Source organism: Pseudoalteromonas phenolica, assembly GCF_005886345.1.
GTDB lineage: Bacteria > Pseudomonadota > Gammaproteobacteria > Enterobacterales > Alteromonadaceae > Pseudoalteromonas > Pseudoalteromonas phenolica_A.
Genome location: NZ_PNEC01000009.1, coordinates 14,984 through 30,352, shown reverse-complemented (window position 1 = coordinate 30,352; position 15,369 = coordinate 14,984). Strand labels below are relative to the sequence as shown.

The following is a 15,369-nucleotide window of genomic DNA, read 5'->3' as shown; positions in this document are numbered from 1 at the left end:
ACTGCCTTACATCATAACAACATCAAACTGTTCTTGGCTGTACAAGTTTTCAGTTTGAATACTGACTTGTTTACCTATGAACAGCTCTAGTTCTGCAAGGTTGTGATATTCGTCGTTAATTAATGCTTCGCTCACAGCCGCTGAGGCGTAAACCATAAATTTGTCTGCATCGTATGCACGATTGACTCGCACAATCTCACGAAGGATCTCATAACAAACTGTCTCAACAGTTTTCAATGAACCTCGGCCAGAACATGATGGGCAAACATCACATAAAATGTGCTCTAAGCTTTCACGTGTTCGTTTACGCGTCATTTCTACTAAACCCAAAGCTGATAAGCCATTAATATTGGCTTTTGCTCTGTCTTTAGAAAGTGCCGTTTCTAGAGAATGTAATACACGACGTTTGTGCTCATCTGACACCATATCAATGAAATCGATAATAATAATACCGCCTAAATTACGTAATCTTAATTGACGTGCAATGGCTGATGTTGCTTCAACATTGGTATTAAAAATGGTTTCTTCTAAGTTACGATGGCCGACAAATGCACCAGTATTGACATCCACTGTGGTCATCGCTTCGGTTTGATCTATGATCAAATAACCACCTGACTTCAGTTCAACTTTACGATGCAATGCTTTTTGAATTTCACTCTCAACGTCAAATAAGTCGAAAATCGGACGCTCACCAGGATAATACTCGAGTGCATTGGCTAATAAAGGCACAAACTCTTCGGTAAAGGCTTTTAATTCTTGATAAGTCAGCTTAGAGTCGACACGAATACGTTCCATGTCTTCACCCACATAATCACGCAATGTTCTGAATGCCAAAGTCAAATCTTCATGCAAAATAGCTGCTTTACTGGTTTTGCGACGGCGACCAATAATTTTTTGCCAAAGCTTTTTAAGAAACTCAGCATCATGCTGAAGTTCGGCCTCGGTGGCACCTTCAGCAGCCGTTCTTACTATAAAACCACCGTTTTCATCATTATATTGTCCAACGATTTTTTTCAGACGACTGCGCTCTTCTTCGGTTTCAATGCGCTGACTGACACCAACATGTGTGGCATCTGGCATAAATACCAAATAACGCGAAGGGATGGTAATGTCTGTGGTTAAACGTGCACCTTTGGTACCGAGTGGATCTTTTACCACCTGCACCATAATGTATTGACCTTGCTTTACCAGCTCACGAATATCTTGTACTTTTTTAACTGGCTGATCATCGACCCCTTCTTCAACGGAAGCACTGTTGACGATATCAGACGCATGTAAAAATGCGGCTTTTTCTAAGCCGATATCTACAAAGGCAGCCTGCATGCCTGGCAGCACACGGCTCACTTTGCCTAAGTAAATATTCCCCACAATACCAAGGTTACCGACTCGCTCAACTTGTATTTCTTGCAGTACACCATTTTCGATTAATGCAACACGACTCTCACTGGGTGTCACATTAATTAATAATTCACTACTCATGCGCCCCCGCTATAAATGCTTTAACTAATTCATCTGTCTCATATAAAGGTAAGCCGACTACGGCAAAATAGCTACCTGACATCTGAGAAACAAAACGACCGCCTAAACCTTGAATACCATAACCACCCGCTTTATCTTGTGGCTCTCCAGACTGCCAGTAAGATGTAATTTCATCATCAGAGAGAGCTTTAAAGGTAACATCAGTTGCAACAACTTGGCTTAAAACGTTATTTTTATCTGCCACCGCAATAGCGGTTAGTACTTGGTGCGTTCGGCCGGATAACCGTTGCATCATGCTAATAAAATCGGCTTCGTCAACAGGTTTCCCCAAAGCTAATCCATCTATGACGACCACAGTATCACTACCCAACACAGGTTTATCTGTGTATCCCATACTTACCCCTGTTTGAGCCTTCAAACGTGCTAAACGTTCAACTAATTTTATCGGTGTTTCATTGGGTAATTGTGATTCATCGGCATCTACAGAGAATTGGGTAAAAGCATAGCCGAGCTGAGTCAGTAGCTGTTTACGTCTTGCAGAAGCAGAAGCAAGATAAAGCGTGGTCATTATCTGATCCTAAATTGTCTTCGATATTTACGTAGCAATAAGAAAACCCAAGGCCAACAAAACATACCCGTCAGGGCTGGCCAGAGATACTCAGGGTTAAAATAAATATCGAGTAAAAAGTGATTCAACCAAAACTGCAGTAAGTGGTAAAGCGCTAAGAACAAACCGACTAATACCGCTTGCTGCCATATCGAAAAGTTACGGATTTTCTGGAAATTGCTGACTGTAATGTAGATACATATTGAATAGCAAAGAGAGTTAACTCCTAATGGTGAACCGCTCGCCAAATCAATGATTAAACCAGTTACCCATGCCCAACCAATATTCACTCGATGTGGCAAGGCCAGTGACCAATACATCAGCACCAACAGTACCCAATCAGGTCGAAATATGTCTGTCGATAAGGGCAGTGGCATTAAAGCCATCACCAAAGCCAAAAACAATGACAAACTAATCAGTAAATAATGGCGTCTAATCATTGTGAAGTGTCCACGCTGCGTTTGCCTAAAACGACTAATAAACGAACGCGATCAAGTTGCGCGATCGGCTCTGCATATACTTTGGCAAAAGGCACACTTTCATCCCTGTCTATTGAAGTCACGACAGCAACAGGATATCCCTCCGGAAAAGTGCCACCTAAACCTGACGTTACCAATACATCACCAATGCGGACATCTATACTGTGTGGTACATGAGAAAGCGTCAATTGATTCAATTTCCCCATACCTTCAATAACTGTTCGCACATCATTTCTCAAAATACGAACAGGGGTCGCGTGGGTGGTATCGGTAATAAGTAAAACTCGAGATGTCGTTGTGCCTGTATGCGTGATCTGACCGACAAGGCCTAACTCATCAATCACTGCCTGACCAACTTCAAGACCGTCTATGGTGCCGCGATTGATAACAACCTGATGGCTATACCGATTGGAATGGACTGATAATACTTGACCTATGAGTCGAGTATTCTGTTCTCGAGAAGACGCGTTAAGTAAGGCTCTGAGCTCTTGATTTTCTTGTTGTATAAATTGTAGTTGTTGTAATTGCTCACTTTGCAGTAATTGCTTTTCTCTGAGCGCCTGATTTTCATCAAGTAATTGATCGCGAGTTTGTAAACTGCGCGCACCAAGACTGAGCACCTCATACGGTACATTTGCAAAGTACAATAGTGGGCTTACTAGCGTATGCAAACTGGTACGTAAAATAGTTCCGCTACTGGTATAGCGATCACCAAGTATTAATAAAATACTTAAAATGACAGCGACGGTCAGCCTAAATTGCAGTGATATTGTACGGCCAAATAAAAGGTTCATTAGTCGTAGCTAAATACATCACCACCGTGCATATCAATCATTTCTAGCGCTTTACCACCACCACGAGCAACACAAGTAAGCGGATCGTCAGCAACGACAACTGGAATACCTGTTTCTTCCATTAATAGACGATCTAAGTCTTTTAATAATGCACCACCACCTGTCAGCACCATGCCATGTGCTGAGATATCTGATGCAAGTTCAGGTGGCGATTGTTCAAGTGCAACCATTACAGCGCTCACGATACCCATTAATGGCTCTTGTAGTGCCTCTAAAATTTCGTGTGAGTTCAGAGTGAATGAGCGAGGCACACCTTCAGCAAGGTTGCGGCCACGAACTTCAATTTCAATTGGCTCTTCGCTCTTAAATGCCGAACCAATTTCATGCTTTATCGTCTCGGCAGTTGCTTCACCGATTAAACTACCAAAGTTACGACGAACATAGTTGATAATCGCTTCATCAAACTTATCACCACCGATACGCACAGATGACGAATAAACCACACCGTTTAACGAGATAATCGCAACTTCGGTTGTACCACCACCGATATCAACAACCATAGAACCGGTTGCTTCAGATACTGGTAAGCCTGCACCAATCGCTGCAGCCATCGGCTCTTCAATTAGATATACTTCACGAGCGCCAGCACCCATTGCAGATTCTCGGATAGCACGCTTTTCAACTTGTGTTGCACCACAAGGTACACAAATAAGTACACGTGGGCTCGGACGCATAAAATTATTGTTATGAACTTGCTTAATAAAATGCTGAAGCATTTTTTCAGTCACGTAAAAGTCAGCAATAACGCCATCTTTCATTGGGCGAATTGCTTTGATGTTACCTGGAGTACGGCCTAGCATTTGCTTTGCCGCAGTACCAACAGACGCCACACTTTTTGGACCGCCTGCACGCTCTTGACGAATTGCAACAACTGAAGGCTCGTTCAACACTATGCCTTCTTCTTTTACATATATAAGAGTGTTTGCCGTACCTAAATCGATTGATAGGTCGTTAGAAAATAATCCGCGTAATTTTTTAAACATGAGGTTGAATAACCTTTAAGAATTCTTTTAAACACAGTGGCAGCTTCAAGCTGCCACTAATAATTTTTAACGCTCTCGTACTAAACGAAAACCAATATAGTTTGCTCTAAAGTCAGCAGCGAGTGCCAAGCGAGTAGACACTCGTGCAAGGCTAGGTGCGAAGTTCCAAGCACCACCACGAACCGTGACATCATCCTGAGAGGCGCGCTTTTGCGTCCACTCCCACACGTTTCCAACGGTATCGTATAGACCATAGTTATTTGGGGCAAACTCACCTACAGGTGCCGCGCTCTTGTTTGACCACTCACTGCCACACCAGCCACAGTTTGCTAAATTCTTACCTATCTCATTACCCCAAGGGTATTCAGAAGTTGTGCCCGCTCTGGCTGCATATTCCCACTCAACTTCATTAGGAAGACGGTACTGCTTACCTTCTTCGCCAGATAACCAATTAGCATAAGCTTTGGCATCATCGTAAGAGACACACACAACCGGGAAATTCTCGTTCTGAGCGAAGCCTGGGTTTTGCCAGTTATACTCTAGTTCCCATACTGGTTCACCATTTCTGTAGTAGGCACAACCCTTTGCTTGTTCAGCCGCAGATTTATAGCCTGTACTTTCAACAAAACGGCGAAATTCAGACACTGTAACTTCTTTGCTTTGCATTGCATATGAGTTACTGAGTACTTTTTCTACAATAGGTCGTTCGTTAGCCAAACCATTACCTGTCAAGTCACCCATTTTAAATGTGCCGGCTGGAATAATACTGATATTATTTGTTACCGATTGAGTAACTAGACTGACTGATTTAGATTGCGCTTCACTATTAGAAACTAGGTTTACAGCAGGTTGCTCTACCTTGTTAGTCTCGACAGTTAAATTCGACGACAAAGGTTGAGCTACCTTTGCCGCTCTAGGCTTTTTTACAAGCTGCGCATGAATGGTTTGTGCACGACGAACATTCACCCGGGTTTTATAAGGCTCATAGCCTAGCTTTCGTACTTCAATTTCATGCAAACCAACTGGAATTTGGACATTCAGCTTCGTTGAACCATAGCTAACACCATTAATAAACACTTCGTCATCATACACATTTGAGCGTAATGTCAGTTCTACCAGTTTATCCTCTTGTTTCTGAACTGGTGCTGATACAACAGGTGCTGGCGCTCTCTCTACAACAGGCATAACAGCACGAGGCTGCGTCACTGTATTATCTTCTGAGTAGTTAAACTGTGTATCAGAGAAAGTCGTTGGGTATGCGTTTTGATAACCTATACCACCCGATAATGGTGTGCCATACTCTGAGCAGAAACGGTTATCAACACTCAATAAGCCACATAAACGGCTGGCATTTACATCACCACGCATAGTGACACTCAGATTAACGCTGTAGTTACCTTGCCCACTAAAAGAACTTGCTGTGACATGGCTACTCACTACCTGCACTTGAGCACCTGCAAGGTTTCGTTTAGGTTCTACTAAACGCTGCTCTGTTAGATTAGCAAACAATTGATCGATAAAACGCTGGGTTGATTTCTGCAAGCCCAGTTGTTGACCTCGCTGCTCACATGCCGCTAGCGTTTCTGTGCGCTTACAATTAATTGTATGCTCAATTTCTAACGTGCCTTCGCGGCTAAATTCGTTTCTTAAACGCTCAACTCTGGCTGTACTTAATTGATCTTTTAAACTTTCGAGAGTATTAACTAAAGTGTGCTTGGTAATACGAATCTGTTTGATATCTTGTCGATGAGATGCAATCGCCGCCAATTGCATAGTGATGTCTTCTTTATTTTGTTTATGCAATTCAACTGCTTCTTGATATCGCGTTTGAGCAGCTGAAATATTTAAAGAAGGGTCATCAATTAATCTGCGATATAACTCATTCATAGCATCGAGCGCTTGATTTTTCTCTTTATCTAGCTCGGTTGAACGATTCCGTAATAGGTCTAATTGAGAAACCAAACGGGTTTCTTCATTAAGATGCTTATCTAAAATCTGAGTATAGTTTTCTAACTCGTTTTGCTTGACTGACAATTCAGCTTCTATGGCTGTGACGGTCGCGGTATCTTGTGCAAATACATTGGCTGCCAGTAATGTAGCAGATATCAAAAGAGATAAAGGAGCGATTCGCATATTTTCCATTCCCAAAAGCGGCGATTATTTGGTCTTTGTTATTTTTTATAATTAAGGCTTTATGCTATGTACTTAAACAGTAAAACACAAGCTTTGAACACACTAATATGTGAGTTTACAACTATTATCTATTCCCTTGCTAGCTTTCTAGAAATATTTTCATCTTAAGATCTCAACTGCTAGACTGAGGTTTTAAGCCAAGTCACAAGCAGTATGGATAGTAATCAGTTTCTATTACCAGAATCTCCCGTTCAAGAAATTCAACACCCTTTACTTGAACAAAAAAAAATCAAACTCGCAATTAAACGAGATGATTTACTGCACCCGATAATTTCTGGCAACAAATGGCGCAAGCTAAAATACAATTTAATAAATATGCAAACTCAAGGTTGTGACTCGTTTGTTACCTTTGGCGGTGCTTTCTCTAATCACCTCTATGCTTGCGCCATGGCTTGTAAAGCATTCAATTTAAAAGGTCATGCAATTATCAGAGGGCCAGAACTTGATAAACGCAACCCGACTATAAAAATGGCACTCGCATGTGGCATGCTATTACACACAGTAGATAGAAAAACCTACCGCCAACGTCACAATCCAGAATATTTAGCAAGCTTGCAAAATCAATTTCCAAACAGTTTGATTATTCCTGAGGGTGGAACAAACCAAGCGGCATTACAAGGTGTTATGGAGTTAGCTCAGAGTTTACCTAAGTCTAACTACGTGGTTTGTGCAACCGGTAGTGGTGGCACTCTGGCCGGCTTAGCAAAAGGCTGCACAGGAAATACTCAAGTCATTGGAGTGGCGGTTTTAAAGCAAGCTGATTATCTAAACCATGACATTCGCCAATTACTAACCACTCAACATCAAGGCGCTCCCTGGCAACTACTGACAGATTTTCATTATGGCGGGTATGGTAAATTTACGGATGAAGTTTGGACATTCTGTGAACTTATGCGACAAACTTTTCATTTGCCGCTTGAGCCAATTTACACAGGAAAAATGCTCTTTGCCATTTGGCAGTTAATATCTCAAGACTATTTTCCCAAGGGAACTAGTATTACTGCGATACACACGGGCGGACTCCAAGGGCTAGATGGTTTGAAATATAGGGGATTAATACCCCGCTAATTCAAGCTGCTGTAATGGCTCAGAAAAATAATACCCTTGGGCACCCTTGACACCTAAGCGCTGTAAACACTTCAGTTCACTTTGGGTTTCAACCCCAACAGCATAAACGGGTAAGCCTAGCTGTTTTCCTAACTTAACTATCTGACGAACCACTTTCTGCTGTACTAATGAGCTATCTACACTATGCACTAGTTCAAAAGCGAGCTTTAGTGCTTTTATACATTTCACATCTCTTAAATCCTTCACACTAAATGACTCTGACACATGATCAAGTACCAAACCCGTTCCTAACTCATCTAACTGCCGAGCAATACTCTCTAGCTGCTCTCTATGATGACAAAAATCGTCTAAAGCCATTTCAAATAATACGCGCCCGGACAACTTATTTTTTTCTAATCCACGCAATAACCAGTTTGCAAATTTAGGTTCACACCAATTAATAACATGAATGTTAACACTTGCCAGCAAATGACTTTTATCTTTATTAAGCACTTTGAATGTATGTTCAACAATTAGTGTATCTAAAATCCACAGACTTTCTTTACTATGTAATTGAGGAACAAATTGCTTTGCTGCAATTAAACCCAACTGCCCATGCCTTACCCTCAGCAAAGCCTCACTTTGCATAATTTCTTGCGTTGAAAAGCAAAATAGAGGCTGAAAAAACAAAATAAATTGACCATTTTGGATATATTTAATGAAATCTTCTTCCGAGTTCTGCATTGAGATTTCGTGCGTTTTATTAAGTGGAGTCAGGTGAATATGTTGCCATACATTATTTGAGGCAACTGTCAGTGCAGAGCGTGCTAATTGGTAAACTTTAGTTTGGTCCGATTTAGGTTGATAATAGCATCCGCCAAGCTTGACGATTTTACGAGAGAGATCGCCGCGAATCGCAAATAGCACCTGAAATACAAATTCATGCATTTTTTTACTCACCGCTGAAACATCCCCCCACGCAACTTGCTCTAAAGTAACTGCCAATGCACCAGAATTAAGGTATTTTACAGAACAGTTCGGATAAGCAGAGAAATGCTTATGAAACTGAATAGAAAAGTGTTGCTGAGCATCTATGCTTTCACCCAAATGATAACTCCACTTTATTAGGGCAAAAATATTGAATAAGTTCTCATCTGTACTTCTAGGATGCTGAATAGTTGGTAATACATTCTCAGTTTCGACAGGTAATGTATTTTTATGCTCTCGCTTAAAAGATTTAGGCCTAACTTTGTATATCAGCCACCAGCGATATCCAAATACTAAAATGCCAATAAATAGCAAATTAAATAACAGCAAGATACTGGCATATTCTTGCCAAACATTAGGATGTTTAATGAATATTGTAGTACCGGCAAATTCAAACCTATCTACATTCTTAATTTGTAAAGGCGGTGTAGTGTTATAAGACACAAATTGAAGATTAAACTGTTTGGCTAGAAGCTCGAGACTATCATCTGTTTTGTCAGTTTCAGGTAAAACACTCACTGATTGAGTGAATTGCATACCTCTTTGATGAATTTGTAAATGAAACAGGTGCACTAAAAGTGCATTAAGGAAACAAACCAATAATAGCGAGGCGATAATGAGATACCACTTTGACAATGTTTCAGTTATGCGCTTAATAACCTGCTTCATCACTGTACCGCACTTCATTGAACATTGCCTAAGTGTTGTTCACAAGTGAGGAAAACTCAAGTTTAGAGCATGGAAAGCATTGTATTGGTTTACTGGCAAATGATCTTAAATAAGAGAAAAAATAAAACCCTGCTAAAGCAGGGTTTTATTAAATCTATTTCGTTTCATAAACGAGTTACTCGTCAGAACGGAATATCGTCATCAAAGTCGATTGGTGGTTCCATCGGGTTTGATGCACCGCCTTGTGGCGCTGATTGTGGTTTAGGAGCAAATCCGCCTTGCTGTTGACCTGACTGCTGCTGAGGTGCAAAACCGCCTTGCTGAGACTGCTGCTGTTGCGGTGCAAAACCACCTTGTTGTTGCGCTGGTTGCTGCGGTGTGAAACCACCTTGCTGCTGTGATGCCTGCTGTTGCTGTGGCGCTTGGTTATATTGAGACTGTTGGTTATTAAAACCACCAGACTGCTGACCTTGATACTGACCACCACCTTGTTGTTCTCCACGACCGCCAAGCATTTGCATCTGACCGCCCATGTCTACAACGATTTCTGTTGTATACTTTTCTTGTCCGCTTTGATCTGTCCATTTACGAGTCTGTAAGCGACCTTCGATATAAACTTGTGAGCCCTTACGTAAGTATTCACCTGCAACTTCAGCTAATTTACCGAACAACACTACACGGTGCCACTCAGTACGCTCTTGCATTTGCCCTGTGTTTTTATCTTTCCAGCTATCTGTTGTAGCAATGCTGATGTTTGCTACACCGTTACCATTTGGCATGTAACGAACTTCTGGGTCTTGGCCTAAGTTACCAACCAAGATTACTTTGTTTACACCGCGTGCCATGACGCACTCTCCTCACACTAATTCAAGCCAAGTATTTGCTTTGCTTGGTTTATATCAAATTCTTTATCATTTACTTTTAGGTAACTACGATTCTCATCGTTCACCATTGTTGCTTCGATCACTCCCGGTAGCGCCACCAATTGCTCAGCTAACTGCTCGGCTCTATGTGGGTCGGATAAATCAGCCATTAAACTGATCACTTTACTCTTAGGAGGGATCTGCATTTGCCATGCAATAAATAGCCATATTACCCCAACTCCTGCTGCAGCCGCAAACACTGTATTCGCTTCACCAATTTGCGCTAGATAACCCCCTAAAATACCACCTAAAAATGCCCCGAAGAATTGCCCCGATGAGAATACCCCCATTGCAGAGCCCTTCTGATTAGCAGGTGCTATACGCGATACCAAGGCCGGCATGGTCGCTTCAAGGAAGTTAAAAGCAATAAAGTAAAACAACATACACAAGGCAATGCCCATGATTGACGTTGGCAATAAAATAAGACCTAGCGCACTAAAAATTAGCACGAAAATAGAAAGTAAAAAGACCTGTTTTTCTTTTTGTTTTTTGATGGCAATGATCATTAAAGGCGCCATTAAAATAAATGCCGCTAATAAAACGGGAATATAAAGCTGCCAATGACTTTCAGCCGCTAAACCGCCAATGATTAACTGACCAGGCAAAACCACAAATAAGGTTGTGAGCGTGAGGTGAAGTAACATCACACCAAGATCTAAGCGAAATAACTGCGGATGCTTTGCCAGTCGTTTTATCTCAGCAACAGACGCGACTGTATCGCCTTTTGGGGCGCGATTTAATGCATTAGGGACCACAAAAGACACAATCACAATACCTAATATTGCCAGCCCTGCCGTTAACCAGAATACCCCAGAAATACCAAATGATGCCGCCACCATTGGCCCAAGTAGCATAGCAACCGCAAAACTTAGACCGATACACATACCTATCACGGCCATCACTTTAGGGCGTTGCTCATCTCGACTTAAATCTGCAGCTAAAGCCAACAAAGCACTGGCAATGGCGCCCATACCTTGTAAAGCTCGACCAACTGTGACCCAGTAAATTGAATCTGCGACTGCGGCAATCACTGAACCGATAGCAAACACGACTAAGCCACCAATGATGACCGGTTTTCTACCCACTTTATCGGATAACCAGCCCATCGGGATCTGTAATAAAGCTTGTGTTAAACCATATGCGCCGATTGCTAAACCGATCCACATTGGCGAGACATGCTCAAGTGACTGACCATAAATAGCCAATACTGGCATCAGCATAAATAAACCGAGCATTCTGAATGCGAATACACTGGCTAATGAAAAAGCAGCGCGTTTTTCTAAGGCGTTTAATGATTGATTAGACATAGTTCTCGTTATAACTGACTCGCAAATGCGCGCGACAGTTTAACAAAAAAATAGCCGTTGCAAAAAACTTAATCTAATTTGTATTTTTTTAAAATTGCTCTAATTTTGCCTGTTTGCTTTAGTCGCTCTAAAGCCCGCTCCAAACGCGCTTTCGTTTTCGGAGAGACACTCTGCTTGCTAAGAGCAATGTAAACAGGCTCTCGATTAATGACGAAAGGATTTATTTCTACTTGCATGTAGTCTGGATTATTTTCTGATTGGTAGAGCATATTATATTTCTCAGCAAAAAAGCCTGAGATTCGACCATGCTTTAACATGCTAATACGCAGTTTGTTATTTGTGATCACTGTAAAGCGCTCTTCTATATTCGGCGTATTTTTTAACAGTGCGTCAACTTTAGGACCATAAACCGCATCTCGATGAATTGCGATTGGAGCTGGTAATGTCAGTAAATCTTGATAACTCTTAAGTGTATAAGGTCTAGACTTATAAGTCACAAGCACAATGGTTTCGTTGCGTTGAGGGCCAATAAAATAAGCAAACCGCTCACGCTGCTTGGTTGGTGACATACTGAGCATCATGCCTATCTCACCTGTTTCAAGCATTTTGATTGAACGGCCCCAAGGTAAACTTACAAATCTATAGCTACAGTTTGCTTCTTCTAAAAGCGCTTTGGCAAAATCAACGTCTAGGCCGTGCCAGCTCAAAGCGTCGGCTTGGTTTCTGTAACGAGCAAAATTTTCAAAACGCACCACTATATTGCACTCAGAGTTAACACGCATGTCCGTAAGCGCTTGCGTATTGAGACTGAAAACCAAAAAGAAAGAGGATACGTATAGACTGTTCAAAATTTATTAGCCACATTTTTACCACTTATTCAGTGTAGATGCTTTTATAAAGAAGCGATAATTTTCACAAAAATGTGCGATACTGTGGCGAAGTTTGATTACACCCTCAAGCAGTTACTGGAGCATCATGGATAATATAGAAGTAAGAGGCGCCCGCACCCATAACCTGAAGAATATTTCACTGACTATTCCACGTGATAAGTTGATTGTTATCACAGGTTTATCTGGCTCAGGCAAATCCTCTCTTGCGTTTGATACTTTATATGCAGAAGGCCAACGCCGTTATGTCGAGTCGCTTTCTGCTTATGCGCGCCAATTTTTATCTTTGATGGAAAAACCCGATGTAGACCATATTGAAGGTCTTTCACCTGCAATTTCCATTGAGCAAAAATCAACGTCTCACAACCCTCGTTCTACTGTGGGTACTATTACCGAGATTTACGATTACCTACGCTTACTATTCGCACGTGTGGGTGAGCCTCGCTGTCCGACTCATGATTTACCGCTTGCAGCACAGACTATCAGCCAGATGGTAGATACTGTTTTAGAGCAACCTGAAGGTAGCAAGCTGATGCTGTTGGCGCCTGTGGTAAAAAACCGTAAGGGTGAACACGTCAAACTATTCGAGCAATTGAGTGCTCAAGGCTACATTCGCGCCCGTGTTGATGGTGAAGTGTGTGATTTAAGCGATCCACCAACCCTCGAATTACATAAAAAACACACCATTGAAGTGGTTGTTGACCGCTTTAAAGTGAAAGATGGCTTACAACAACGTTTGGCTGAATCATTCGAAACCGCATTAGAATTATCGGGTGGTGTGGCTGTTGTTGCGAATATGGACGACACAGAACAAGCAGAGCTTACTTTCTCTGCTAACTTTGCCTGCCCGACTTGTGGCTATGCGATGACTGAACTAGAGCCGCGTTTATTCTCGTTCAATAACCCGGCAGGCGCTTGTCAAAGCTGTGATGGCTTAGGTGTGAGACAATACTTCGACCCAAGTCGCGTGGTACAAAATCCTGAACTTAGCTTAAGTGGCGGTGCAATTAAAGGCTGGGACAAACGCAGCTTCTATTACTTCCAAATGCTGCAATCTGTGGCTGAGCATTATGATTTTGACTTAGAAGTACCTTTTGAGAAGTTATCTAAAGACGCGCAAAAAGTTGTACTAGAAGGCTCAGGTAAAACTAAGATTGCCTTTAACTATCGCAATGACCGCGGAGATGTGATCACTCGTAATCACGAATTTGAAGGCGTGCTAAATAATATGAGTCGCCGTTATCGTGAAACTGAATCCAGCTCTGTTCGTGAAGAGCTTGCCAAGTATCAAACCAATCAAGCATGTCCTAGCTGTAATGGCTCACGTTTACGTGAAGAAGCACGTCACGTGTTTATAGGTAAAACAACGCTGCCAGATGTAACGCTTATGAGCATCGGCGATGCCATGACCTTCTTCGATGAGTTAGAGCTCACTGGGCAACGTGCACAAATCGCTGAAAAAATCTTAAAAGAGATCCGCGACCGATTATCTTTCTTAATTAACGTTGGTTTGAATTATTTATCACTAGAGCGCAGTGCTGATACCCTTTCAGGCGGTGAAGCGCAGCGTATTCGTCTTGCCAGTCAAATTGGTGCTGGCCTCGTCGGCGTTATGTATGTGCTTGATGAACCTTCAATTGGTCTTCATCAACGCGATAATGACCGCTTGCTTAGCACGTTAACTCATCTACGTGATCTAGGTAATACCGTAATTGTGGTTGAGCACGATGAAGATGCCATTCGTGCGGCGGATCACATTATCGATATCGGCCCAGGTGCAGGTGTACACGGTGGCCATGTCGTTGCAGAGGGTTCTCGTGAAGACATTCTTAAATCAACTGAATCTTTAACAGGTCAGTACTTAAGTGGCGCAAAAGCCATTGTCGTTCCAGAACAACGCCACCAGCCAGAAGATAAATGGCTAGAACTATTTGGCGCCACAGGTAATAACTTAAAAAATGTCGACCTACGTATTCCATTTGGCTTAATGACCTGTATCACAGGTGTGTCGGGCTCTGGTAAATCAACCCTTATTAATGACACACTATTTAAGCTGGCTCACACAGCACTGAATGGAGCGACCACGGCTGAGCCTGCACCACACAAAGATATTCAAGGCCTTGAACATTTCGATAAAGTGATCGACATTGATCAAAGCCCAATAGGTCGTACTCCTCGTTCAAACCCTGCAACCTATACCGGTATCTTCACGGCCATTCGTGAACTGTTTGCGGGCACACAAGAAGCGCGCTCCCGTGGCTATAAAGTCGGCCGTTTTAGTTTTAACGTAAAAGGTGGTCGTTGTGAAGCATGTCAGGGTGACGGTGTTATCAAAGTAGAAATGCACTTCTTACCTGATGTATACGTACCATGTGATGTGTGTGCGGGTAAGCGTTATAACCGTGAAACCTTAGAAGTACTTTATAAAGGTAAAAACATCCATGAAGTGCTAGAGATGACGGTTGAAGATGCCCGTGAATTCTTCGATAAAATTCCAGCGATCAGCCGCAAACTGCAAACACTAATAGATGTAGGCTTAACCTATATTCGTTTAGGTCAAGCTGCTACCACCCTTTCTGGTGGTGAAGCACAGCGTGTAAAACTCGCTAGAGAATTATCTAAACGCGACACCGGTAAAACTCTATATATTTTGGACGAGCCGACCACAGGTTTGCACTTCCATGATATTCAGCAATTACTGGCAGTACTGCATCGCTTACGCGACCATGGCAACACTATTGTAGTGATTGAACACAATTTAGATGTGATAAAAACCGCAGATTGGATTGTCGACTTAGGCCCTGAAGGTGGCGCTGGCGGTGGTCAAATTCTTATCTCGGGTACACCTGAAGTGGTAGCTGAATGTGACGCATCTCACACAGGTAGATACCTAAAACCACTATTAAAATAATAAACTTAATTTCATAAATAATGGTTAATTTTTTAAAAGCTTG

The 15,369-nt window shown here is 42.1% G+C and carries 12 protein-coding genes; 2 read left to right on the top strand and 10 right to left on the bottom strand.

Translation table 11 applies throughout. From position 1 onward, the window contains the following. Positions 1-6: 6 nt before the first annotated feature. From rng to CWB72_RS04670, 6 genes are all read right to left on the bottom strand, one after another. Positions 7-1,479 (bottom strand): ribonuclease G, encoded by a 1,473-nt coding sequence (gene rng / locus CWB72_RS04695; RefSeq protein WP_130255605.1) that lies wholly within the window; start codon positions 1,477-1,479, stop codon positions 7-9. Continuing rightward, positions 1,472-2,050: a Maf family protein gene (locus CWB72_RS04690; protein WP_138629611.1), complete on the bottom strand. Its 579-nt coding sequence runs from the start codon at positions 2,048-2,050 to the stop codon at positions 1,472-1,474. The genes rng and CWB72_RS04690 overlap by 8 nt, the downstream gene beginning before the upstream one ends. Beyond that, on the bottom strand, positions 2,047-2,526 hold the full coding sequence (gene mreD, locus CWB72_RS04685; protein ID WP_130255607.1) for a rod shape-determining protein MreD: 480 nt from the start codon (positions 2,524-2,526) through the stop codon (positions 2,047-2,049). The genes CWB72_RS04690 and mreD overlap by 4 nt, the downstream gene beginning before the upstream one ends. Next, complete coding sequence (gene mreC / locus CWB72_RS04680) at positions 2,523-3,359, bottom strand: rod shape-determining protein MreC (RefSeq protein ID WP_138629609.1); 837 nt, start codon at positions 3,357-3,359, stop codon at positions 2,523-2,525. The genes mreD and mreC overlap by 4 nt, the downstream gene beginning before the upstream one ends. Then, on the bottom strand, positions 3,359-4,402 hold the full coding sequence (locus CWB72_RS04675) for a rod shape-determining protein (RefSeq protein ID WP_058028534.1): 1,044 nt from the start codon (positions 4,400-4,402) through the stop codon (positions 3,359-3,361). Before CWB72_RS04675 ends, mreC begins: the two co-directional genes overlap by 1 nt. A gap of 66 nt (positions 4,403-4,468) precedes the next feature. Continuing rightward, entirely contained in the window at positions 4,469-6,535 is a 2,067-nt protein-coding gene (locus CWB72_RS04670; RefSeq protein WP_138629607.1) for an SUMF1/EgtB/PvdO family nonheme iron enzyme, read from the bottom strand. 213 nt (positions 6,536-6,748) lie between these two features. Here CWB72_RS04670 and CWB72_RS04665 point away from each other — a divergent pair, with 213 nt between their 5' ends. Next, positions 6,749-7,663 carry a 1-aminocyclopropane-1-carboxylate deaminase/D-cysteine desulfhydrase gene (locus CWB72_RS04665; RefSeq protein WP_138629605.1) on the top strand — a complete coding sequence of 305 codons (915 nt, stop codon included), beginning with the start codon at positions 6,749-6,751 and terminating at the stop codon, positions 7,661-7,663. Here the strand turns inward: CWB72_RS04665 and CWB72_RS04660 are convergent. The 4 genes from CWB72_RS04660 to CWB72_RS04645 all read right to left on the bottom strand — a co-directional run bounded on the left by CWB72_RS04660 (position 7,649) and on the right by CWB72_RS04645 (position 12,310). Beyond that, on the bottom strand, positions 7,649-9,316 hold the full coding sequence (locus CWB72_RS04660) for an EAL domain-containing protein (protein ID WP_138629603.1): 1,668 nt from the start codon (positions 9,314-9,316) through the stop codon (positions 7,649-7,651). The genes CWB72_RS04665 and CWB72_RS04660 overlap by 15 nt on opposite strands. Before the next feature lie 164 nt (positions 9,317-9,480). Beyond that, on the bottom strand, positions 9,481-10,143 hold the full coding sequence (gene ssb / locus CWB72_RS04655; protein ID WP_130255611.1) for a single-stranded DNA-binding protein: 663 nt from the start codon (positions 10,141-10,143) through the stop codon (positions 9,481-9,483). A gap of 17 nt (positions 10,144-10,160) precedes the next feature. Next, the gene (locus CWB72_RS04650; RefSeq protein ID WP_138567031.1) at positions 10,161-11,528 is read right to left on the bottom strand and encodes an MFS transporter; all 1,368 of its coding nucleotides are present in this window, start codon (positions 11,526-11,528) and stop codon (positions 10,161-10,163) included. A gap of 68 nt (positions 11,529-11,596) precedes the next feature. Then, the gene (locus CWB72_RS04645) at positions 11,597-12,310 is read right to left on the bottom strand and encodes a substrate-binding periplasmic protein (protein WP_138567032.1); all 714 of its coding nucleotides are present in this window, start codon (positions 12,308-12,310) and stop codon (positions 11,597-11,599) included. Between the two features lie 193 nt (positions 12,311-12,503). On the opposite strand from CWB72_RS04645, the gene uvrA reads away from it, so the two are divergent. Continuing rightward, entirely contained in the window at positions 12,504-15,326 is a 2,823-nt protein-coding gene (gene uvrA, locus CWB72_RS04640) for an excinuclease ABC subunit UvrA (RefSeq protein ID WP_138629601.1), read from the top strand. Positions 15,327-15,369: the final 43 nt, after the last annotated feature.

Bases quoted from the DNA above. Each gene is read 5' to 3' on its own strand.
- CWB72_RS04670 (WP_138629607.1), bottom strand. From the start codon at position 6,535: ATGCGAATCGCTCCTTTATCTCTTTTGATATCTGCTACATTACTGGCA.
- rng (WP_130255605.1), bottom strand. From the start codon at position 1,479: ATGAGTAGTGAATTATTAATTAATGTGACACCCAGTGAGAGTCGTGTT.
- CWB72_RS04645 (WP_138567032.1), bottom strand. From the start codon at position 12,310: ATGCGTGTTAACTCTGAGTGCAATATAGTGGTGCGTTTTGAAAATTTT.
- mreD (WP_130255607.1), bottom strand. From the start codon at position 2,526: ATGATTAGACGCCATTATTTACTGATTAGTTTGTCATTGTTTTTGGCT.
- CWB72_RS04665 (WP_138629605.1), top strand. From the start codon at position 6,749: ATGGATAGTAATCAGTTTCTATTACCAGAATCTCCCGTTCAAGAAATT.
- mreC (WP_138629609.1), bottom strand. From the start codon at position 3,359: ATGAACCTTTTATTTGGCCGTACAATATCACTGCAATTTAGGCTGACC.
- CWB72_RS04675 (WP_058028534.1), bottom strand. From the start codon at position 4,402: ATGTTTAAAAAATTACGCGGATTATTTTCTAACGACCTATCAATCGAT.
- ssb (WP_130255611.1), bottom strand. From the start codon at position 10,143: ATGGCACGCGGTGTAAACAAAGTAATCTTGGTTGGTAACTTAGGCCAA.
- uvrA (WP_138629601.1), top strand. From the start codon at position 12,504: ATGGATAATATAGAAGTAAGAGGCGCCCGCACCCATAACCTGAAGAAT.
- CWB72_RS04660 (WP_138629603.1), bottom strand. From the start codon at position 9,316: ATGAAGTGCGGTACAGTGATGAAGCAGGTTATTAAGCGCATAACTGAA.
- CWB72_RS04650 (WP_138567031.1), bottom strand. From the start codon at position 11,528: ATGTCTAATCAATCATTAAACGCCTTAGAAAAACGCGCTGCTTTTTCA.